Source organism: Sphingomonas sp. LR59 (genome assembly GCF_036855945.1).
GTDB lineage: Bacteria > Pseudomonadota > Alphaproteobacteria > Sphingomonadales > Sphingomonadaceae > Sphingomonas.
In genome coordinates, this window is record NZ_JASPFL010000001.1 from 3,403,709 (window position 1) to 3,423,877 (window position 20,169).

General features: G+C 67.5%; 20 protein-coding genes and 2 pseudogenes. 19 read left to right on the forward strand and 3 right to left on the reverse strand.

Going from position 1 to position 20,169, the window contains the following annotated elements; genetic code table 11:
* The first annotated feature begins 78 nt into the window (after window positions 1-78).
* The 9 genes and pseudogenes from QP164_RS15935 to QP164_RS15975 all read left to right on the forward strand — a co-directional run bounded on the left by QP164_RS15935 (window position 79) and on the right by QP164_RS15975 (window position 9,016).
* A pseudogene (locus QP164_RS15935) lies at window positions 79-2,349 on the forward strand (DUF2460 domain-containing protein).
* A gap of 147 nt (window positions 2,350-2,496) precedes the next feature.
* Window positions 2,497-3,294: a DUF2163 domain-containing protein gene (locus QP164_RS15940; protein WP_333923758.1), complete on the forward strand. Its 798-nt coding sequence runs from the start codon at window positions 2,497-2,499 to the stop codon at window positions 3,292-3,294.
* On the forward strand, window positions 3,291-3,662 hold the full coding sequence (locus QP164_RS15945; protein WP_333923759.1) for a peptidoglycan endopeptidase: 372 nt from the start codon (window positions 3,291-3,293) through the stop codon (window positions 3,660-3,662). Before QP164_RS15940 ends, QP164_RS15945 begins: the two co-directional genes overlap by 4 nt.
* Window position 3,663: 1 nt before the next feature.
* Window positions 3,664-4,452: a hypothetical protein gene (locus QP164_RS15950; RefSeq protein WP_333923760.1), complete on the forward strand. Its 789-nt coding sequence runs from the start codon at window positions 3,664-3,666 to the stop codon at window positions 4,450-4,452.
* Between the two features lie 45 nt (window positions 4,453-4,497).
* Window positions 4,498-5,235 (forward strand): phage tail protein, encoded by a 738-nt coding sequence (locus QP164_RS15955; protein WP_333923761.1) that lies wholly within the window; start codon window positions 4,498-4,500, stop codon window positions 5,233-5,235.
* Window positions 5,178-5,807, forward strand: coding sequence for a GTA baseplate fiber-binding domain-containing protein (locus QP164_RS15960; RefSeq protein WP_333923762.1), 630 nt, complete (start codon window positions 5,178-5,180; stop codon window positions 5,805-5,807). Before QP164_RS15955 ends, QP164_RS15960 begins: the two co-directional genes overlap by 58 nt.
* 72 nt (window positions 5,808-5,879) lie before the next feature.
* Entirely contained in the window at window positions 5,880-6,383 is a 504-nt protein-coding gene (locus QP164_RS15965; protein ID WP_333923763.1) for a DUF2793 domain-containing protein, read from the forward strand.
* Window positions 6,384-6,502: 119 nt separating this feature from the next.
* Window positions 6,503-7,623, forward strand: a pseudogene (locus QP164_RS15970) (OmpA family protein).
* 574 nt (window positions 7,624-8,197) lie between these two features.
* Window positions 8,198-9,016, forward strand: coding sequence for a shikimate 5-dehydrogenase (locus QP164_RS15975; RefSeq protein WP_333923764.1), 819 nt, complete (start codon window positions 8,198-8,200; stop codon window positions 9,014-9,016).
* A gap of 151 nt (window positions 9,017-9,167) precedes the next feature.
* On the opposite strand, the gene ygfZ is transcribed toward QP164_RS15975, so the two are convergent.
* Window positions 9,168-9,875 carry a CAF17-like 4Fe-4S cluster assembly/insertion protein YgfZ gene (gene ygfZ / locus QP164_RS15980; RefSeq protein ID WP_333923765.1) on the reverse strand — a complete coding sequence of 236 codons (708 nt, stop codon included), beginning with the start codon at window positions 9,873-9,875 and terminating at the stop codon, window positions 9,168-9,170.
* 134 nt (window positions 9,876-10,009) lie between these two features.
* Here ygfZ and pyrC point away from each other — a divergent pair, with 134 nt between their 5' ends.
* The gene (pyrC, locus tag QP164_RS15985; RefSeq protein ID WP_333923766.1) at window positions 10,010-11,047 is read left to right on the forward strand and encodes a dihydroorotase; all 1,038 of its coding nucleotides are present in this window, start codon (window positions 10,010-10,012) and stop codon (window positions 11,045-11,047) included.
* Between the two features lie 106 nt (window positions 11,048-11,153).
* On the opposite strand, the gene QP164_RS15990 is transcribed toward pyrC, so the two are convergent.
* Window positions 11,154-11,498, reverse strand: a complete 345-nt coding sequence (locus QP164_RS15990) for a hypothetical protein (protein WP_333923767.1) — start codon at window positions 11,496-11,498, stop codon at window positions 11,154-11,156.
* 133 nt (window positions 11,499-11,631) lie between these two features.
* Here QP164_RS15990 and QP164_RS15995 point away from each other — a divergent pair, with 133 nt between their 5' ends.
* The 9 genes from QP164_RS15995 (at window position 11,632) to QP164_RS16040 (ending at window position 19,606) form a co-directional block, all read left to right on the forward strand.
* On the forward strand, window positions 11,632-14,424 hold the full coding sequence (locus tag QP164_RS15995) for a helicase-related protein (RefSeq protein ID WP_443027453.1): 2,793 nt from the start codon (window positions 11,632-11,634) through the stop codon (window positions 14,422-14,424).
* Window positions 14,425-14,706: 282 nt separating this feature from the next.
* Window positions 14,707-15,048, forward strand: coding sequence for a ferredoxin FdxA (fdxA, locus tag QP164_RS16005; protein ID WP_031393648.1), 342 nt, complete (start codon window positions 14,707-14,709; stop codon window positions 15,046-15,048).
* A gap of 201 nt (window positions 15,049-15,249) precedes the next feature.
* Entirely contained in the window at window positions 15,250-15,783 is a 534-nt protein-coding gene (locus QP164_RS16010; protein WP_056053923.1) for a CarD family transcriptional regulator, read from the forward strand.
* Between the two features lie 565 nt (window positions 15,784-16,348).
* Window positions 16,349-16,660: a hypothetical protein gene (locus QP164_RS16015; protein ID WP_132735164.1), complete on the forward strand. Its 312-nt coding sequence runs from the start codon at window positions 16,349-16,351 to the stop codon at window positions 16,658-16,660.
* A 39-nt stretch (window positions 16,661-16,699) separates the two neighbouring features.
* Entirely contained in the window at window positions 16,700-16,999 is a 300-nt protein-coding gene (locus QP164_RS16020) for a hypothetical protein (protein WP_333923768.1), read from the forward strand.
* Complete coding sequence (locus QP164_RS16025; protein ID WP_333923769.1) at window positions 16,971-17,513, forward strand: hypothetical protein; 543 nt, start codon at window positions 16,971-16,973, stop codon at window positions 17,511-17,513. The genes QP164_RS16020 and QP164_RS16025 overlap by 29 nt, the downstream gene beginning before the upstream one ends.
* A gap of 24 nt (window positions 17,514-17,537) precedes the next feature.
* Window positions 17,538-17,885, forward strand: a complete 348-nt coding sequence (locus QP164_RS16030; protein WP_277983649.1) for a Rap1a/Tai family immunity protein — start codon at window positions 17,538-17,540, stop codon at window positions 17,883-17,885.
* 222 nt (window positions 17,886-18,107) lie between these two features.
* Window positions 18,108-18,839, forward strand: a complete 732-nt coding sequence (locus QP164_RS16035; protein WP_333923770.1) for a head GIN domain-containing protein — start codon at window positions 18,108-18,110, stop codon at window positions 18,837-18,839.
* A 50-nt stretch (window positions 18,840-18,889) separates the two neighbouring features.
* Window positions 18,890-19,606: a GIN domain-containing protein gene (locus QP164_RS16040; RefSeq protein WP_277983651.1), complete on the forward strand. Its 717-nt coding sequence runs from the start codon at window positions 18,890-18,892 to the stop codon at window positions 19,604-19,606.
* 158 nt (window positions 19,607-19,764) lie between these two features.
* Here the strand turns inward: QP164_RS16040 and QP164_RS16045 are convergent, their stop codons facing one another.
* A complete protein-coding gene (locus QP164_RS16045; RefSeq protein ID WP_132897450.1) occupies window positions 19,765-20,169 on the reverse strand; it encodes a DUF1489 family protein in 405 nt (134 codons plus the stop codon).

Below are 20,169 nucleotides of genomic sequence, written 5' to 3' on the forward strand. Positions count from 1 at the left end.
GCCCCTCTCCCTCCCACGCGCAAGGGCGCGCGGGCCCCTCCCTCTCCCCGGAGGGGCGAGGGAAAGTTGGAGGATCTTATGGCGCATTGGCTTTGCTCGGGGCGGACTGTGCAGGTCGAGGGGCTATTGTCCCGGTTCGATCCTCGGTTCTGGACGGTGGATTTTCCGCGGCCGATGATGGCGTCCGTCGTGACCACCGGCCCCGCGTCGCTGCGGGTGGATGCGGTGTTTTATAAGGCGGACGATCTGGCCGGGGTGATCTGGGAGGCGGTCGATCGCTTCGATCATCCTCTGCTGAAGTACGAGACGTCGCGGGATTTTCGGGACTGTCGGCTGCGGTTTCGGTGGCAGTCTGCGGGCGTGATGGCGCTGGACGCTATCAATGGCCCGACGTTGACGATCGAGGGGCGGGATGCGGCTGGGGTGGCTCGGGCCTGGTATGTGCAGTTGTGGAATTATGCGGTGGGGACGCCGGAGGATGCGGTCGTCTCGCTTGATTTCGGGGCGATGGTGGGCGGGTTTGAGCTGCCCGAGGATGCGGATCCCGTTTGGGCGGGGGATATCGACCGGATGTTCGTGTCGGTGGTGCCGCCGGACTATACCGAGGTCGACGTGGCTTTGATCGTGCCGCGCGAGGGGTGGGTCGAGTGGACCGATCTCGTCTGCGAGGGGCCGGGGTCGGTGCTGGCGATCGGCGATGTCGTGGTGCCCGAACACGGGGTGCGGATCGCTGGCGGGTATGACGACAGCTATAACCTGACGCCGGCGCGGCTGCTGCGGAATGCGCTGCATCTCGGGTACCGCGGGAGCATCGTGCAGTATGTGGGGATGAGCCATTATTTCCGGCTCGAGCGGGCAGGAGGCGGGTTTTACGTGTCGCTGGCCGGGGGCGTGCTGAACGCGGCGTGTGCGGCGTGGCATCGGGATTTTGCGGCGCGGGCGAAGGCGCTTGGCTTCGATGTCATCTGGTCGCTGAGTTACGAGCTGTTCGATGCGCATTGCTGGAACGACTGGAAGCAGCGCGCCGCCGATGGGTCGCCGGCGCTGACCGGGTGGGCGCCGCCGTCCACGCTGTTGTCGCCGGCGCATGGTGGCGCGATGGGGTATCTGCAGGCGGTGGCGCGGGCGTTCATGGGGATCGCCGTGGCGGCGGGGTTGGCGGCGAAGTTCCAGGTGGGCGAGCCGTGGTGGTGGGTGATGCCCGATGGGCGGCCGTGTCTTTATGACGCGAGTGCAGTGGCGGCGTTTGCGCCGGTGGCGATGGCGAGCATTCGGGGGGCGAAGACGGCGGCGCAGGTGGTGACGCTGGAGGCCGCGGGGGCGTGTCTGGCGGCGTCTACCGCGGCGCTGGTGGCGGCGGCGAAGGCTCAGGCGCCGGGGTGCGTGTCGCATCTGTTGACCTATCTGCCGACCGTGCTGGATGCGGCGGCGCCCGAGGCCAAGCGCGCGAACATGCCGGTGGGGTGGGCGAGTCCGGCGTTCGATGTGCTGCAGCTCGAGGATTACGACTGGGTGACGGCGGGGATTCCGCGTCGTCCGCGCAAGGGCTGGCGGTCGTTTCGGCGCGGCTCGGCTATCCTGCGGACCGGCAGCATTATCTGTCGGGGTTCGTGTTGCGGCCTGACCAAGCGGCGGAGTGGGGGCTGATCGAGGCGGCCGCGGACGTGGCTCGGGGGCGGGGGTGGCAGAGACGTTTCTCTGGGCGCTGCCGCAGGTGATGCGGGATGGGTTCGTGCATTTCGACACCGAACAGGAGGATGCCGTGGACGCGTTCGATGACGTGCTGTTCCCGTTGGCGCTGGGGCGCGAGGCGGAAGTGGCGCCGGGGTTTTCCACCGCGATCCTGACGAGTTCGGGCGGGCGGGAGGCGCGCAATGCGGCGTGGGCGGAGGCTCGGACGTCGTATGATGTCGGGCCGGGGCTTCGGAGCGAGGCGGATATCGGGGTGCTGCTCGCGTTCTTCCGGGCGCGGATGGGCGCGGCTCGGGGGTTTCGGTTGCGGGATCCTTTCGATTTTGAGGCGGTGGGCGAGGTCGTTGGGGTTGGGGACGGCGTGGCTCGGCGGTTTGCCTTGATGAAATCTTACGGGGCGGCGGAGCGGCGGATTACTCGGCCGGTTGCTGGAAGCGTTTCGGTGGCTGTGGGGGGCGTTGGGACTTCGGCGTTTTCCGTGGAGGCTGGGGGTGGGTGGTGCTGGATGTGGCGCCTGCTCTTGGGGCGGCGGTGACGGCGGGGTTTGCGTTCGATGTGCCGGTGCGGTTTGCCGAGGATCGGTTGAGCGTGGCGCGGGCTACGTTTCTGGCTGGGGTGGCGGCGAGTGTGCCGCTGGTCGAGGTGCGCGAGGCTTAGAGAGCTGTCTGATCCTCCCCTGTGAGGGGAGGTGTCGCGCAGCGACGGAGGGGTGTCGCCCCTATCGAGAGCGGGTCACCCCTCCGTCAGCGCTGCGCGATGCCACCTCCCCTTGCAGGGGAGGAATTCAATTCGGAGGAGACGCCCATGTTTCTGGATGCCGAGCTGGCGACGATCGCGCTGTGTTGGCGGATCGAGCGGCGGGATGGGGTGGCGGTGGGGCTGACCGCGCATGATCGGGATCTGGTGGTGGGCGGGCTGGTGCACCGGGCGGCGCCGGGGATGACGCCGTCGGCGATCCAGCGCGCGGATGGGCTGGAGGCGGATACGATGGATGTGGCGGGGGCTTTGACCTCGGCCGCTATCGGGGAACGCGATTTGCTGGCGGGGCGCTGGGATGGGGCTCGGGTGGTGCTGTTCGCGGTCGACTGGACCGATCCGGTCTCGCGGGTGGAGCTGGGCGAGGGGATCATCGGGGCGGTCGAGCTGGGGGATGACGGGTTCACCGCCGAGCTGCGGGGGGCGAGTGCGGCGCTGGATCGGGCGGTGGTCGAGGAGACGTCGCCGGAGTGTCGCGCGGAGCTCGGGGACCGGCGGTGTCGGGTGGCGATGGCGGGGCGGCGGCGGTTTGCTCGGGTCGTGGCGTGCGAGGGGGCGGTGGTGACGCTGGACTCGAGTGCGGAGGGGCTTGGGGGTGGTCTGTTGCGCTGGTTCGGGGGCGCGAATTGTGGGTTGGAGAGTGCTGTGGCGCGGGGCGTCGGGGTGGCGGTTACGTTGCGGGCGGTGCCGGCTTTCGTGGTCGAAGTCGGTGCGCTCGTCGAGGTGGTGGAGGGGTGTGACAAGAGTCTGGCTACCTGTGCCGGGCGGTTCGGGAATGCGGTGAATTTTCGCGGGGAGCCGTTCCTGCCGGGGATCGATCTGCTCACCCGGTATCCCGGGGCTTGAGCGCCATCGCGGCGGCTGCCGTTGCGGCGGTGGGGACGCGGTTTCGGTTGCATGGGCGGGGGCTGGACGGGCTCGATTGTGTTGGGCTGGTGGCTTTGGCGCTGCGGGCCGGCGGGTATGCTGGCGAGGTTCCGACCGGGTATTCTTTGCGCGGGGGCGATCTTGGCGTGCTCGATCGGGTGCTGGTGCGGGTTGCCGAGGCTGAGCCGGGCGACGTGCTGCTGATGGCGGCGGGGCCGGGGCAGATTCATCTGGGGATCAGGACGGCGGGCGGGTTCGTGCATGCGGATGCGGGACTGCGGCGCGTGGTGGAGCGGTCGGGGATGCCGCCTTGGCCGGTGCTCGGTGTTTGGCGGATGGGGGTGTGACATGGCGACCTTGGTATTGACCGCGGTGGGGAGCGCGGTGGGCGGACCGATCGGTGGCGCGATCGGCGCGTTGATCGGGCAGTCGGTCGATCATGCGCTGTTCGGCACGCGCAAGGAGGGGCCGCGGCTGACCGAGCTGGCGGTGCAGACTTCGTCCTATGGCAGCCAGATCCCGAAGCTGTTCGGGACGATGCGGGTGGCGGGGACGGTGATCTGGGCGACCGACCTGATCGAGAGTCGGTCCTCGTCGCGCAGCGGCAAGGGGCAGCCTAGCGTCTCGACCTATTCCTATGCGGCATCGTTTGCGGTGCTGTTGTCGGCGCGGGCGGTGCTGGGGGTGGGGCGGATCTGGGCGGAGGGCAAGCTGCTGCGCGGGGCGGCGGGGGATTTCAAGACGAGCACCGGGTTCCGGCTGCATTTGGGGAGCGAGGATCAGCTGGCGGATCCGTTGATCGCGTCGGCGGAGGGGGCGGGGACTCCGGCGTATCGGGGCGCGGCGTACGCGGTGTTCGAGATGCTGGAACTGGCGGATTTCGGGAATCGGGTTCCTTCGCTGACGTTCGAGGTGATTGCCGACGGGGGTGGTGCTGGTGTCGACGATCGCGACGGCGCTTGCTGGCGAGGTGTCGGGGACGGCGGCGCTGGCGGTGGGCGGGTTTGCGGCGTCGGGCGGGAGCGTTCGCGCGGTGCTGGAGATGCTGGGGCAGGCTGGCGGGGCCTGGTTCGCGCCTTCTGGGGCTGGGTTGGTCATGCGGGACTCGGCAGGGGCGACCGTCGCGCTAGCCGATGAGGGGTTTGCGGTGTCGGGGAAGGGCGTGCGGCGCGCGCGCGCGCGGTGGCGGCGATCGAGACCGTGCCGCGGACGGTGACTGTCGGCTATCACGACGCGGCGCGGGATTACCAGGCGGGTCTGCAGCGCGCGCGGCGACCGGGAGCTGGCGTGCGCGACTTGTCGGTCGAGGTGCCGGCGGTGCTCGAGGCTGGCGCGGCGAAGACGGTGGCGGAGGCGATGCTCGCACGCGCCGAGGCCGGGCGGGTGCGGCGGACGGTGGCGGCCGGGTTCGGGGCGATGGCGATCGCGCCGGGCGCTTGCGTGACGATTTCGGGCGAGGGCGGCGTCTGGCGGGTGGCCGACGTCAGCATTGAGGGAATGGTCACGACGCTGGGGCTGGTACCGCTGGTCGCGGCGTCGCTGCCGGCTAGCGCAACGAGCGGGCGGGTGTCGGGGGCGGTCGATGCAGTCGTCGGCGCGACGATCCTGCGCGCGTTCGAGGTCCCTGGATTGGAGGACACGCCGTTGACCGCGCCGCGGATGACCGTGGTGGCGGCAGGGGCGGGCGCGGCGTGGCGGCAGGCGGCTCTGCTCTACAGCGTCGATGATGGGGTGAGTTGGGTGGCGGCCGGAGCGACGGCTGCGCCTGCGGTGCTGGGGACTATCGCGGTCGTAGCGTCGGGGGCGCCAGCGACTTTGGTGGATCGTCGGGGGCGTTCGAGGTCGTGCTGGCGCATGCGGACATGGAACTTGGCGATGCGGATGCGGCGGCGCTCGATCGTGGGGTCAATCTGGCGCTGATTGGCGACGAACTCGTCCAGTTCGGGCGGGCGGAACCGCTGGGCGGCGCGCGGTGGCGGTTGAGCGGGTTGCTTCGGGGGCGGCGGGGGAGCGAGGCTGCAGGTGGCGCGCAAATGATCGGCGACCGGTTCGTGCTGCTTCAGGCGGAGGCGGCGCGGACGTTCGACCTGCCGCTGTCGGTGCTCGGTCGCGAGATGCGCGTGATGGCGTCGGGGGTGGGCGACGCCACCCCGGTCGAGACGCGGTGCGTGATGCGGGGGGCGTCGGTGGTGCCGCCGTCGCCGGTGCATCTGCGCTGCTTTGCCGAAGCGGACGGGAGCGCGACGGTGAAGTGGACTCGGCGCAGCAGGGCGGGGTGGCGCTGGATCGACGGCGTCGACGCGCCGCTGTCCGAGGAGGTCGAGGCGTACCAGGTGACGGTCACCGCCGGGGGAACCGCACGCGAGGTCGAGATGGCCGTCCCGTTCGTGGCGGTGACCGCGGCCGAGCGTGCCGCCTCTGCCAGCGTGGCGGTCCGGCAGCGCGGCATCTTCGGCGAGTCGCTGGCGGCGGACCTGATCGTACCGGCCTGAAATCGAACGGGCCTGAAATCGAACGGGTTTGAAAAACCGAACGGGCCTGAAAATCGAACGGGGGAACGAATGATGAGTGACGACATCACAGCGCGACTGGCATTGCCTTTGCTGCAGCCGGGACAGGCGCAGAAGGAAACGACGCATAACGAGGCGCTCGCGCTGCTCGACCTGGCGGTGCAGGCGAGCGTGCTGGCGGTGGGAACCAATGCGCCGCCGGTGGCGCCGGTGGCGGGCAGCGCGTGGATTGTGGGTGCCGCGCCGACCGGTGGCTGGGCCGGGCAGGCGCGGGCGATCGCGGGGTGGACGAGCGGCGGGTGGCGGTTCGTCGTAGCGCGCGAAGGGATGACGGTGTGGAGCATCGCCGATGGCCAATATGCGCGGTTCGGCGGCGGGGCCTGGACGATCGGGGTGCTGGCAGGGTCGCGCGTCTCGATCGGTGGAGTCGACGTGGTCGGCGCGCGTCGGGCGGCGATTCCCGATCCGACTGGCGGCACCGTCGTCGACAGTCAGGCGCGGGCGGCAATTATCGCCATATTGGGCTGTTTACGCGGCCACGGGTTGATTGGGGCCTGAAACACCCCAAAAACTGTGTCGTTCCGGCAACACCTCTAACTTTTGTGAACTTGCGTGGAAACAAGCCCGAGGATAGGGAGTTTGCGATGTCCGTGTGACACTCATGAAAGGGGATTAGTATGCGGAAGCTTGCCGTCGTTCTGGCACTCGCCTCCACCGCACTCGCCACTCCCGCCCTCGCCCGCGATAAGTCGTGGTACGTAGGCGTCGAAGGCGGTGCGATGATCGTTGAAGACATCGACTATGATATCGGCGCATTGAACAATGCCGGTTCGGTCGATCATGACTATGGTTACGATGTCGACGCCGTAATGGGCTACGACTTTGGCGGTTTCCGCCTCGAAACCGAAGTCGGCTACCGTAAGGCAACCGTGGACGGCTACTCGTCGACCACGACCACGCCTACGTTCGGTGCAACCGGTGTACGCGGTAACGCGGGTGCAGGTAGCTATGACTACGCTGGCGGTTCGTCGTCGGCTCTCAGCTTCATGCTGAACGGCCTTCTGGACTTCGGTCCGGACGATGGCATCCAGGGCTTTGTCGGCGGTGGTGTTGGTGTTGCTCGCGTCAAGGCGCAGTATGCACTCAACAACAACGGCGATTTCCTGAACGACTCGGACACCGTGTTCGCGTATCAGGGCCTGGCCGGTATCCGCGCACCGCTGACCGACCACATCGACGCGACGCTGAAGTATCGTTTCTTCAACGCCGAGAACGTCAAGCTGGTCGACGTTTCGAACCGCGTGTTCGACGGTCGCTATCGTTCGCACAGCATCCTTGGTGGTGTGACGTACAACTTCGGCGAGCCTGCTGCTCCGCCGCCGCCGCCGCCGCCGCCGCCGCCGCCTCCCCCGCCTCCCCGCCGCCGCCGGCGCCGGTCGAAGTGGTCTGCTCGCCTGGTCCGTTCATCGTGTTCTTCGAATGGGACAAGTCGGACATCACGCCAGAGGCAGCGTCGATCCTCGACAACGCGATCACGCAGTACCAGTCGTGCGGCAACGCACAGGTCATGCTCGCAGGTCACGCGGACAAGTCGGGTTCGGCTTCGTACAACGTCGGTCTGTCGCAGCGCCGCGCAGATGGTGTGAAGGCATATCTGTCTTCGCATGCCATCCCGGACAGCGTCATCTCGACGGAAGCATTCGGCGAGAGCCGTCCGCGCGTCGAGACCGCCGATGGCGTTCGCGAAGTGCAGAACCGTCGCGTGGAAGTCACCTACGGTCCGGGTTCGGGCCAGTAAGACTTTCGCCAACCGGCTCTCGGGTCGGTGACGGAATGAAGATCGGGGAGGTCGGCGTAAGCCGGCCTCCCTTTTCTTTTGTCTTTTGCGCATGGCGGATTGTTCGCGGGAACTGCGGCTTGGGCTGACGTCGATTTTGTTCGCGCGGAGGCGCGGAGGCGCGGAGAGTAAGAGCGGAGATCGCTCGTTCGGGGCTAAGGTTGTCCGCGAATGCGGCTTTCGATGATCGGCTTCGCCAAGGCGCGGCGATGGCGGAAAGCGCTGCCTCACCCTCTTCTTACTCTCCGCGGCTCCGCGTCTCCGCGCGAACAAAATCAACGTTTGGACCGTTCGCGACGGCGGTGTTTGGCGGAACGTCGATGTATTCACGCGAAGGCACAAAGGCGCGAAGAGGGTTCGCGTGTAGCGGCGTTGATCGCTCTCTCACGTGATTTTCAGTGCTGCCGCGGGTGCGGGAGGCGGAGCGCTTTGGCTGGGGCCGACATCTTCGCGCCTTCGTGCCTTCGCGTGAACACATCTATCGACGCTTCACCACGACGGATCGCGGTTGTAGTGCAACGGGCCTAGCGAGGAGATGCAGATGAAACCGCTGATTGGCCGTGATACGCAGCTGTGCATGTCGCTGTCGGCGCGGCCGGGGAATTTCGGGACGCGGTTCCATAATCGGCTGTACGAACTGACCGGGCTGGATTTCGTCTACAAGTCGTTCTCGACCACCGACCTGGACGCGGCGGTCGGCGGGATCCGGGCGCTGGGGATCCGCGGGTGTGCGATCTCTATGCCGTTCAAGGAGGCGGTGATCCCGCTGCTCGACGGGCTGGCGCAGACCGCGAGCGCGATCGACAGCGTCAATACGATCGTCAACGATGACGGGGTGCTTACCGGGCACAACACCGATTATGGCGCGGTGGTGGATCTGGTCGCGGACCTGGATCGGGCGATGCCGTTCGTCGTCCAGGGCTCGGGCGGGATGGCGAAGGCGGTCGCGGCGGCGCTGAGCGACAGCGGGTTCCGCGACGGGGCGATCGTCGCGCGGAACGATCGGGCGGGGCGCGCGCTGGCGGATCTCTATGGGTATCGCTGGGCGGCGGTTGCCGAGGGGCAGGTTCCGTTGCTGATTAACGTCACGCCGCTGGGGATGACCGGAGCGGATGCCGAGGCGCTGGCGTTTCCGGCGGCAATGATTGCGGCCTGCGAGGTGGCGTTCGACGTGGTGCAGTACCCGATCGAGACGCCGTTCCTGCGCGCGGCGGCCGCGGCGGGGAACCGCTGCGTCACCGGCGCGGATGTCGCGACGTTGCAGGCGGTGCAGCAGTTCGTGCTGTATACCGGGGTGACGCCCGATGCGGCGCAGGTGGCGGATGCGGGCGCCTGGGCGCGCGCCAACTCTTGAGTGCCGGAGCCAGTAATCCTCCCCCGCAAGGGGGAGATGGCTGGCCCTTGCCAGACGGAGGGGAGGCTGGCGCCACGCATGTTTCGTGTCCTCCCCCTCCGTCACCTTCGGTGCCACCTCCCCCTGGCGGGGGAGGATCGTGGGGGGCTCGTTAGGGCGTTTCTACCAGTGCAGCGGCTAGCCAGGGTGGCGTCAGCGCGTCGCCGAGCGACTCGACGCGGCGGTGTTCGACCATCAGGGCGAGGTCGGGGTAGGTGACCCGCGTGCGGGCGCTTGGTTCGGTGAAGGGGGCGACGACGAGGCGGCGGTTGACCTTGGAGCGGTGGTGCATCCGCGCGGTGTTCTCCTGGCCGACGTAACACCCCTTGGTGAAGCTGACGCCGTTCAGCTCGCGCGCGTTGCATTCGAGCCAGAGCGTCTCGCCATTGCCGAGTTCGGCGATGCCTTCGGTGACGCCGAGCGACAGGCGGTGTTCGTGCCAGCCGCTCGCGGGATCGCTCGCGGGGGCGAGCCAGCGGTGGCCGAGTGCCGCGAGGCGCGGGTCGGGGACGCCCTGGTTTCTGGTCGGGGACCAGTGGACCTTGGCGTCGTCGGGCTGGAGCGTGATCGCGCGACGCAGGCGGTAGAGCGTCAGGCGCTTCGTCAACGCTTCGGCTTGCGCGGCCTCGACGTCGATCAGCACGTCGTCGCCATCGGCCCAGAGGATGAAGTCGAACAGCACTTTTCCCTGCGGCGACAGGAGTGCCGACCAGGCGGGGGCGTCGGGCGTGAGCAACGCGGTGTCGGACGTCACCAGCCCTTGCAGGAAGCCGCGAACGTCTTCGCCGGCGACGCGGATCACGCTGCGGTCTGCCAGCATCGTGGGGGGCATCGTTGTGGGGGTGGGCTGGTCCATCTTTACCACCTAGTGCGCGTGGGGCGATTTCCAAGCGCGGCTGGATTTGACGCGGGGGGCGGCTGGCATCTCCGCGCGTGCGCCGATAGGAGGGCGGCATGACCGAGCGCCTCACGATCCGCCGCCCCGATGACTGGCACGTCCACCTGCGCGATGGCGCGATGCTGGAGGCGGTGGCGGGGCATACCGCGCGGCAGTTCGCGCGCGCGATCATTATGCCCAACCTGACGCCGCCGGTGACCTCGATCGAGGCCGCAAAGGCCTATCGCGAGCGGATCATGGCGGCAGTGGGCGAGGGGGCGAATTTCACGCCGCTGATGACGTGCTATCTCACCGACGGCACCGATCCGACCGAGCTCGAGCGCGGCTATGCCGAGGGCGTGTTCACCGCGTGCAAGCTGTATCCTGCGCATGCGACGACCAATTCGGCGCACGGCGTCACCGATATCCGCGCGCTGACGGGCGTGCTCGAGACGTTGCAGCGGATCGGCATGCCGCTGCTGATCCACGGCGAGGTGACCGACAAGTCGATCGACATCTTCGACCGCGAGGCGGTGTTCGTCGAGCGCGTGCTGACGCCGCTGGTGCGCGACTATCCGGGGCTCAAGATCGTGCTGGAGCATATCACGACCGCGGAGGCGGCGGCGTTCGTGGCCGAGGCGGATCATCCGATCGGCGCGACGATCACGCCGCAGCATCTGCTGATCAACCGCAACGCGCTGTTCGATGGGGGGCTCAGGCCGCACGCCTATTGCTTGCCGGTGCTGAAGCGCGAGACGCATCGGCTTGCGGTGCGCGCGGCGGCGGTGTCGGGATCGCCGCGGTTCTTCCTCGGGACCGACAGCGCGCCGCATGTCGTCGGGGCGAAGGAGTCCGGGTGCGGGTGCGCGGGAATATTCAATGCGCCGTTCGCGCTGGAGGCGTATGCGCGCGTGTTCGACGAGGAGGGCGCGCTCGACAAGTTCGAGGGGTTCGCGTCCGAGCATGGCGCGGGGTTCTATGGGTTGCCGCTGAACGAGGGGACCGTGACGTTGATGCGCGGCGATGCCGAGGTGCCGGCGTCGATCGGATCGGGGGAAACGGCGGTGGTGCCGTTCCTGGCGGGGACCAATGTCGGGTGGCGGTTCGAGGGGTAGGGCGCCTTGTTTGGAAAATAGCGTCGTCCCACACCCGTCATCCTGACGAAAGTCAGGACCCAGGGTAACGAGCGCTATCGTTTTTAGCTGCGGGTTCTGACTTTCGTCAGGATGACGGGGCGGTCAGCCGGTCGAGCCACAACCGCGCTTCCTTCTGTTCGCCGACCGCGCTGGCGCTGACCGGGCCGCGGGCGGCGAAGAAGTCGGCGTGGAGCGCGAAGGGTTCGAGCATCAGCCGCTGGCGCATCGCGGCGATGTCATCGCCCATCTCGGTGAGTGCGTCGATCGTCGGTGCGATCGCGGCGCGGACACGGCGGTCCGGCGTGCGGTCGAACAGGCCGAGCGATCCGGCGGCGGTCTTTTCCAGCGCCGCAATCAAGGTTGCGCGATAGTCGGTTTCGAGATCCTCGCGCTGGGCGTCGAGGCGGGCGAGGCGGTCGGGTTTTGCCATGGTCCCGGCGTAGCGTGTCGGCTGGGATGGTCAACGCGCGCCAGCCTCGACCCGACCGACTCTGCGGGGCGTCCGGCGACGCAATTGCGCGCAGGTCATTGCGCACGCCCGCTTTACCCCGATGTTGTCGGCCATGAGCGACGATGTCTCCGCTGGCGTGACCGCGGTCCTCGGCCCGACCAACACGGGCAAGACGCACCTCGCGATCGAGCGGATGTGCGCGCATTCCAGCGGCATGATCGGCTTTCCGCTGCGCTTGCTCGCGCGTGAGGTCTATGACCGCGTCGTCGCGATCAAGGGCGCGAACCGCGTGGCGCTGGTCACCGGCGAAGAGAAGATCGTGCCGCCCGATGCGCGCTGGTTCCTGTGTACCGCCGAGTCGATGCCCGATCGCGACGTCGCGTTCGTCGGGTTGGACGAGGCGCAGCTCGGGGCGGATCCCGAGCGCGGGCATGTCTTTACCGATCGCCTGATGCGCGCGCGCGGGCGCGAGGAGACGATGATCCTCGGCTCCGAGGCGCTGCGGCCGATGATCAAGAAACTCGTTCCCGGCGCCGAGATCGTCAATCGGCCGCGCTTCTCGACGCTGACCTATGCGGGCGCGAAGAAGATCAGCCGGTTGCCCAAGCGCTCGGCGATCGTCGCGTTCTCGGCGGAGGAGGTCTACGCGGTCGCCGAGATGCTCAGGCGCCTGCGTGGCGGTGCGGCCGTCGTCATGGGCGCGCTCAGCCCTCGGACCCGCAATGCGCAGGTGGCGATGTTCCAGGCGGGCGAGGTCGATTACCTGGTCGCGACCGACGCGATCGGGATGGGGCTCAACATGGACGTCGCGCATGTCGCGTTCGCGAGCCTCAACAAGTTCGATGGCAAGCGGCAGCGTCGCCTGACGGTGGCGGAGATGGCGCAGATCGCGGGTCGTGCGGGGCGGCATCAGCGCGATGGCACGTTTGGCGCGCTGTCCGATGATGGTCCCGGCGCGTTCCTGCCCGAGGAAGTGCTGGCGATCGAGGAGCACCGGTTTCCGCGGCTCGAGAACCTGTATTGGCGGCAGGGCGAGCCTGACTTTTCCAGCATCGATGCGCTGGTGGCGAGCCTGGAGGCGCGGCCTCCTGCGGGTGTTCTGCGCGCCGCGCCTCAGGCGCTCGACCTAGGTGTGTTGAAGCGGTTGGCGGAGGAGGGTTGGGTGCGCGAGCGGGCGCGGCATCCGGCGATGGTTGCGCGGTTGTGGGCGGCGTGTGGCTTGCCCGATTTTCGGAAAGTCGGGCTCGATCCGCATGCGCGGTTCGTGTCGCGGGTGTTCGGGCATCTGAGCGAGGGGCGCGGGCATATCCCGCACCAGTGGTTCGCGGACGAGATCGCGCGGCTAGATACGGTGGCGGGCGACGTGCCGGTGATCGCGGGGCGGATCGCGGCGACGCGGATATGGGCGTATATCGCACAGCGGGCGGACTGGCTGGCCGAGCCGACGCTTTGGGCCGCGCGGACGGCGGCGCTGGAGGAGCGGTTGTCGGATGCGCTGCACGCCAGCCTGACGCAGCGGTTCGTCGACAAGCGTACGACTGCGTTGATGCGCCAGATCGGCGCGGATGCGGGCGCGTTGCCGGTGGTGATCGGTCCCGAAGGCGAGGTGATGGTCGAGGATCATCCGATCGGTCGCCTCGACGGGTTCCGGTTCACGGTGGCGGCGGATGCGCGGGCGAGCGACAAAAGGTTGCTGCTGGCGGCTGCGGAAAAACGGCTGACCGGTGAGCGGTCTCGGCGCGGGCAATCGCTGGTCGACGCGCCGGACGTCGATATCGCGCTCGACGATGCGGCGCAGGTTATCTGGGCGGGGCACGCGGTGGCTCGGCTGGCGGCGGGGCCGTCGTTCGCGCGGCCGAAGCTGATCCTCGATCGCTCGCTCGATTGCCTCGACAAGGCAGCGCGGGAGCGGATTGAAGCGCGGCTGTCGCTGTGGCTCGGGGCGATGCTCAAGCGGCGGATCACGGTGCTGGTCCATCTCGCTGAGGTGAGCCGCGATCCCAACGCGACGCCGGCGTTGCGCGCGGTCGCCAGTGCGATCGAGGCGGCCGGCGGGATCCTGCCGCGGCTGCCGATGCGGCTGGCGCTCGACGCGATCGATCCCGACGAGCGCAAGCGCTTGCGCAAGGTTGGCATCACGGTCGGTGCGCTTGATCTGTTCGATGCACGATTGCTCAAGCCCGAGTCGGCGCGCTGGCGGCGCATCCTCGCAGCAGCCCGCGGTGTGACAATCACCGCCCCGCGCGAGGGCGCTACGGTGCTGGCGCGTGGCAGCGAAGGGGCGGTTCTCGAGGCAGGGTTCCGTCCGCTCGGGCTTCAGGCGGTGCGCGTCGACCTGATCGAGCGCATTGCCCGCGCCGCGCACGACTCGCGGCAGGGGCGGACGCCGTTCGCGCCCGATCCGGCGCTGGCGACCTCGATCGGCGTCGATGCGGCGTCGCTGGAGCGGTTGATGGCCGAACTCGGGTTCAAGGCGCTGGCGGGGAGACTCCGCGCTGGGTCTGGCGGGGGCGGCCGCCGGCTCGCGCCGTGGCGCCGACGCCGATCGATCCTTCGCGGCAGAACGCCTTTGCCGGACTTGCCGCACTGGTCCGCCATGGTTGAAGGCGCGATGCGGATCGATCGGTTCCTGTGGTTCGTGCGGCTCGCGAAAACGCGCAGCGCCGCGCAGACGATTGCAGAGAAGGGGCATCTGCGGATCGACGGACGGCCGATCGATCGTGCGCATTGCCCGGTGCGGGTTGGGAATGTGCTGACGTTTGCGGTGGAGGAGCGGGTTCGGGTGATCCGGGTCGAGGCTTTGCCGGCGCGGCGGGGGCCGGCGCTTGAGGCGCAAGGGTGCTATCAGGATTTGATTGCTGGGAAGACGCCTGCCGGTGCGGTGCGCGATCCGGCTTCCGAGTGAACTAGCCGTATCGACAGCCGCGATCGTTAAATCGAACGACGCCGTCACAGCGACCTCCGTCATCCTGACGAAAGTCAGGACCCAGAGCCACGAGACGCTGCCCTTGGTATCCTGGGTCCTGACTTTCGTCAGGATGACGGAGGGTGTTGGGCAGGGCGTGATCGGAACGACAAAGCCTGATAACGTCTCGCAGAAGGCTTGCTATGATTGACGCGACGGGCGTGCGCGCATAGTCGCTGGCGCGTTCGTCGCCGGGAAGGAATCCGGCCCAGGAGTTCTGCAATGACCTACGTCGTCACCGATGCCTGCATCCGCTGCAAGTACATGGACTGCGTGGAAGTGTGCCCGGTCGACTGCTTCTACGAAGGCGAGAACATGCTGGTGATCAATCCCAGCGAGTGCATCGACTGCGGCGTGTGCGAGCCCGAATGCCCCGCCGAAGCGATCCTGCCCGATACGGAAAGTGGCCTCGAGCAGTGGCTTGAGCTGAACACGACGTTCTCGGCGCAATGGCCCAACGTCACGCGTAACGACAATCAGACGCCGCCGGATGCCGACGCGATGAAGGGTGTCGAGGGCAAGTTCGACAAGTATTTCTCGCCCGAACCCGGCGCAGGCGACTGATAAGAGGCGGCGAATCCCGAAAGGGTAAGCCGCCTGGCACGTTCGGCTGGTAATTTTGTTGCAAAGCTGCTAGAAGAGTCCGCGACGGGCGCGATGATCTACGTCATCCGCTTGACGTGTAGACCTATCCCTCCCCCGATGCAGCAGCGACGAGTCCTTCGTCGAGGCGTCGCGTGGAGGCCTGATCCGGAAAGGCCCCAAATGGCTGCCAAGGCACTGTCCTTCGATGTCGGTGATTTCGTCGTTTATCCCAAGCACGGGGTCGGCCGTGTGATCGAGCTCCAGCGCTCGGAAATCGCCGGCATGACACTGGAACTCTACGTCCTCCGGTTCGAGAAGGAGCGCATGACGCTCCGCGTGCCGACCAACAAGGCCGAAAGCGTCGGCATGCGCAAGCTGTCGTCCGACAAGACGATGCGCGAGGCGATGGACACGCTCAAGGGTAAGCCCAAGGTCAAGCGCACCATGTGGTCGCGCCGCGCGCAGGAATATGAGGCGAAGATCAATTCGGGCGACCTCGTGTCGATCGCCGAAGTGGTCCGCGATCTGTTCCGTGCCGACGACCAGCCCGAGCAGAGCTATTCCGAGCGCCAGATCTTCGAAGGCGCGACCAGCCGCCTCGCGCGCGAACTGGCAGCGATGGAAGAGCTCGACGAGCCCAAGGCGCAGGAGAAGATTCTCGACATCCTCCGCGCTGCGGCGGCGATCTATAACAAGGACAAGGTGCCGGCTTAACTACCGGGTACTTTGCCGAGACGAAAGGGCGGTCCCGCGGGGCCGCCCTTTTTCGTTTGCAGGGAACTCAACGATCCTCCCCCGCAAGGGGGAGGTGGCACCGCAGGTGACGGAGGGGAGGACACGGAACCTACGTTGCCCTTACCTCCCCCTCCGTCTGGCAAGCGCCAGCCACCTCCCCCTGGCGGGGGAGGATTGCAGCGCACCTCTCCCACCACCCCGGCGAAGGCCGGGGCCCAATTGGAAAGGTTGGAGTGACGGAGCACGGCCTTAAGTTGGCGACGTCTCCCAATTGGGCCGCGGCCTTCGCCGGGGTGGTGCAAGTGGGGGTGGGCAAGTATTGCAAGTATCCATTGCGATATGCGCCGCTCGTTCCGCTAATCTGAACGTAACCTTGCTACAGATCAAGAAAGCGACCGGCAGTCTCGTTACGCCTCAAATCCAGTCGCAGGCTCCATCGCTGGCCAACTCTCGCCGCACGGAGCGAACGTCTCGCCGGATATCGATTGTTATTCCATCGACTCTCCGCTGACTGACGCCATCCATGTTTGGAAAGGTTAAGTCTATGCGTACGAATCTCCCGAAATACCCGACGGTCGCCCTGATCCTCATCGCCGGTATCGGCCTTAGCGGTTGCGCCACGAAGGGCTTCGTCCGCGAGCAGATCGCCGTGGTCAACACGCGCATCGACGGCCTAGATGGGCAGTTGCGCACGGTCGAGGGCACCTCCGGCCAGGCACTTGCCCAGGCTCAGGCGGCTGCCGGCCAGTCGCAGCAGAACGGCCAGCGCATCGACCAGCTGACCGGTCGTGTCGACGGCATCGACCAGCAGGTCCAGATGCAGGCCAAGCAGCGCCAGCGCAAGCCGCGCGGCTAAGTCTATCTTCGCACGCGCTTGCATCGACGGACGGCCCTGTTGGACACGCCCATTTTGATCCCGGGCATCTTGATCCCGGGCTTCAGGTCCACGGGGCTGTTTCGTCGCGTTCGCCAGATGGCGGCGATCGCAGGGTTGTCGCTGGCGCTGGTTGCACCAGCGTCGGCGGCGCCGACGAAGGCTGCGGCGGGTGCGACCAAGGCACGCAAGGCCAAGGTTCCGGCGCGTTCGCGGACCAAGAGCAAGGCCAAGGCCGTGGCCGTGGTGGCGCCGCCATTGCTGCTCCCCGCAGTCCGAACCGGCGAGTCGCATGCTCGCGTGGATCGCGGCCGAGCATGACAATAAGGGCCTGCCCTATGTCGTGATCGACAAGCCGGCTGCGTTGCTGCTCCTGTTCAGCGCGAAGGGTGAGTTTCTCGGCCAGACGCCGGTATTGCTCGGCGTCGGGATCGGGGACGATTCGTCTCCCGGGGTCGGTGCGAAGAACCTTGCCGACATCGGGCCTGCCGAGCGGACCACACCGGCAGGACGCTTTGTCAGCAAATTCGGGCGTGCCTTCGGTCACCAGCGCGTGATCTGGGTCGATTATGCCAATTCGGTCGCGCTGCATGCGGTGATCACCACGCATAAGAGCGAGCACCGCGTCGAGCGGCTGCAATCGCCGACTCCCGACGACAACCGGATCAGTTTCGGCTGCATCAACGTCGGCACCAAATTCTATACCGGCAAGCTCACGCCGCTGTTCCAGAAGAAGGGCGGGGTCGTCTATATCCTGCCCGACACCAAATCGCTCGACGACGTCTTCCCCCGGGTGCGCCTGCTGCCCTATGTCAGCGCTGCCGCCGCCAGCTAGAATGCCCGGCGCGAAGGGACCGTCATGATTTTGCTGATGCTTGCACTCGCCGCCGCGGATCGCCCTGCCGAGCGACCTGCCAGTCGGCCGGTGGTGGTGAGTTCGCTCACGACCCAGCAGCTACTGGAATATTGCCAGGGCAAGGACGGCGATCCGACCGCCAATTTCTGTACCGGCTATATCCTCGGCGAATTCGACGCGCTGTCGGCGTCGGGCGACATCTGCCCGCTGCCGGCCCGCGCCTCGAACATCGAGGTCGCGGCGACGGTGCGGAAGTATCTGCGCGCACGAGCCAAGAAGACGGGCACCGGCGCGCCGTCCTTCGTCGTCCGCGATGCGCTGCGCGACGCCTACCCCTGCAAGAGGCGCTGAGGGCTGGGATTCCTCCCCCGCCAGGGGGAGGTGGCTGGCACTTGCCAGACGGAGGGGGCGGAAAGGGTAACCCCTGTTCCGTGCCCTCCCCTCCGTCATCTTCGGCGACACCTCCCCCTGGCGGGGGAGGATACTAGGGAGCTCACATCTGCCGCCCGTGTAATTTCGCTTTGCAGCCTCTGCGATCAGGTGTATTGCTTGAACAATACACAGGAGGATGCGATGAACTTTCTTGCGCTCGGGCTGATCATACCTCTCGCCGCCTGCTCGTTCAGCTGGAACGGCGACAGCGAGGGATCCGGGGTCGCCGCGTCGGGAGCGGGCACGACCCGCACCTTCCAGGTCACCGGTTTCGACCAGATCGACCTGCGCGGTTCGGACGATGTCGACGTCCGCGTCGGTACCGGCTTCTCGGTCCGCGCCGAGGGGCCGAGCGAGCAGCTCGACCGGCTCCGGATCGAACGCGACGGCGCGACGCTCGACATCGGCCGCAAGAACGGGACGGGCTTCGGCTGGAGCAAGGGGGCGAACGTCAAGGTGTACGTCACGCTGCCGCGGCTGACCGAGGCGAACGTCTCCGGCTCCGGCAACATGGCGGTGGACCGCGTCGAGGGTAGCGGCTTCGAGGGCGGCATCGCAGGGTCGGGCAATCTGACGATCGCCGCGGTGCAGGTGGAATCGGCGAAATTCTCGATCGCGGGCTCGGGCACCGCGCGCGCCAGCGGATCCGCACGCGATCTGAGCGTGGAGATCGCGGGTTCGGGCAATGTCGAGGCATCGAGGCTCCAGGCGAAGTCGGCCAAGGTCGAGATCGCCGGATCGGGCAGCGTCCGCGCGGTCGTCGACGGTCCGGCCAAGGTCGACATGATGGGCTCGGGCGACGTCGATCTCGGGCCGAAATCGCGCTGCACGATTTCGAAGATGGGCTCGGGGAGCGTCAGCTGCGGGCGCTGAGTCGCGTTGTTCGACTTGCGCGGGGGCGGTGAAGCGGCGACGATAGGCCCATGAGATACCTGCTCGCACCGCTGCTGCTCCTGTCCTCGCCGGCGTTCGCGCAAGGATCCGCGGCGAGCCGGACGGTCTCGGTCGGCAGCTTCGATCGGGTCCGTGTCGAGGGGCCGTTCGAGGTGCGGGTCACGATCGGCTCGCCCCGCGCGACGATCACCGGCGATTCCCGCACGACCGAAAGCGTGGCGGTCCGCGTCGATGGCACCACGCTGTCGGTACGCAAAGGCACCGGCGGCTGGGGCGAACAGCCGCGCAAGGGGGGCTCGGGCCCGATCGTGATCACTTTGTCGACGCCCGGGCTGACCTCGGCCAGCGTCGAGGCCGGCGGGCGGCTGACGATCGCGAAGATGCGCGGGATGCGCGTCGACGTGACGGTCAGCGGGAACGGGAGCCTGGCGCTGGCGGCGGCGGATACCGATCAATTGAACGCGACGGTGATCGGCACCGGCCAAATGACGCTCGCGGGCAGGGCCGCCCGGGCGAGACTGGTGACGAGCGGGCCGGGCGCGATCGACGCGTCGGCGCTGGTGGTCAACGACCTGACCGTCCACCTCGACGGCGTCGGCGAGACGAAGGCGGCGGCGCGCTATACGGCGCAGGTGACGAACAGCGGGCTGGGAAGCGTGACGGTCGCCGGTAATGCAAAATGCCGGGTGGATGCAGCGGCTGGCGGGCCGGTGGTGTGTGGGAAGGCTGGGATGTCTGCTCCGTAAAGGAGGCTATGCTCTCCAAATCGGATAAGAGGATGAACCCGTACTCTGCCTGACGTCCGTCACCCCAGCGAAAGCTGGGGTATTTCACGGGGCGCGCAACGCTCGCCGAACGGGGAGATCCCAGCTTTCGCTGGGATGACAGGGGCGACCGCTCACCCTCAGATCAGCGCCAATTCCGCCAGCTTCGTCATCAACGCCGGCGGCATCACGTCGAGTCCGGTCGCGTCGCCGCCGAGATCGAGCGGCGCATCCGCGTCCTCCAGATACCGCCACCCCTGGTGCGCGCGCTTGGGACGGGCCTGGACCAGCACCAGTTTGGGATCGATGTGGATCGCGACGCGGCCGCCTTCCGCCTCACCAAAGCCGAGGATCGGCGAGCGGGCGATCAGCTGGTGCTTGAGGATCCAGAACATCGAGCCTTGCCCTGCCACCTCCTCGTGGCGTTTCGGCAGATAGCGCGTGGTCAAAAACACCGGCCCTTCCTCGCCGCGCAGGCGGAGCCGCTCGGCGAGATGGTCGACGCTTTCCGCGCCGAACGCGACTTTGGTGAGGTGGAGCGGCAT

Excerpts from the sequence above, each read along its gene's own strand:
- ygfZ (WP_333923765.1), bottom strand. The coding sequence starts at position 9,875 with ATGCTGGCAGACCGCAGCGTGATCCGCGTCGCCGGCGAAGACGTTCGC.
- QP164_RS15975 (WP_333923764.1), top strand. The coding sequence starts at position 8,198 with ATGCAGATGAAACCGCTGATTGGCCGTGATACGCAGCTGTGCATGTCG.
- QP164_RS16040 (WP_277983651.1), top strand. The coding sequence starts at position 18,890 with ATGAGATACCTGCTCGCACCGCTGCTGCTCCTGTCCTCGCCGGCGTTC.
- QP164_RS15990 (WP_333923767.1), bottom strand. The coding sequence starts at position 11,498 with ATGGCAAAACCCGACCGCCTCGCCCGCCTCGACGCCCAGCGCGAGGAT.
- QP164_RS15950 (WP_333923760.1), top strand. The coding sequence starts at position 3,664 with ATGGCGACCTTGGTATTGACCGCGGTGGGGAGCGCGGTGGGCGGACCG.
- pyrC (WP_333923766.1), top strand. The coding sequence starts at position 10,010 with ATGACCGAGCGCCTCACGATCCGCCGCCCCGATGACTGGCACGTCCAC.
- QP164_RS16015 (WP_132735164.1), top strand. The coding sequence starts at position 16,349 with ATGCGTACGAATCTCCCGAAATACCCGACGGTCGCCCTGATCCTCATC.
- QP164_RS16030 (WP_277983649.1), top strand. The coding sequence starts at position 17,538 with ATGATTTTGCTGATGCTTGCACTCGCCGCCGCGGATCGCCCTGCCGAG.
- QP164_RS15940 (WP_333923758.1), top strand. The coding sequence starts at position 2,497 with ATGTTTCTGGATGCCGAGCTGGCGACGATCGCGCTGTGTTGGCGGATC.
- QP164_RS16010 (WP_056053923.1), top strand. The coding sequence starts at position 15,250 with ATGGCTGCCAAGGCACTGTCCTTCGATGTCGGTGATTTCGTCGTTTAT.
- QP164_RS16035 (WP_333923770.1), top strand. The coding sequence starts at position 18,108 with ATGAACTTTCTTGCGCTCGGGCTGATCATACCTCTCGCCGCCTGCTCG.
- QP164_RS15995 (WP_443027453.1), top strand. The coding sequence starts at position 11,632 with ATGAGCGACGATGTCTCCGCTGGCGTGACCGCGGTCCTCGGCCCGACC.
- QP164_RS15965 (WP_333923763.1), top strand. The coding sequence starts at position 5,880 with ATGAGTGACGACATCACAGCGCGACTGGCATTGCCTTTGCTGCAGCCG.
- QP164_RS16045 (WP_132897450.1), bottom strand. The coding sequence starts at position 20,169 with ATGCCGCTCCACCTCACCAAAGTCGCGTTCGGCGCGGAAAGCGTCGAC.
- QP164_RS15960 (WP_333923762.1), top strand. The coding sequence starts at position 5,178 with ATGGAACTTGGCGATGCGGATGCGGCGGCGCTCGATCGTGGGGTCAAT.
- fdxA (WP_031393648.1), top strand. The coding sequence starts at position 14,707 with ATGACCTACGTCGTCACCGATGCCTGCATCCGCTGCAAGTACATGGAC.
- QP164_RS16025 (WP_333923769.1), top strand. The coding sequence starts at position 16,971 with ATGCTCGCGTGGATCGCGGCCGAGCATGACAATAAGGGCCTGCCCTAT.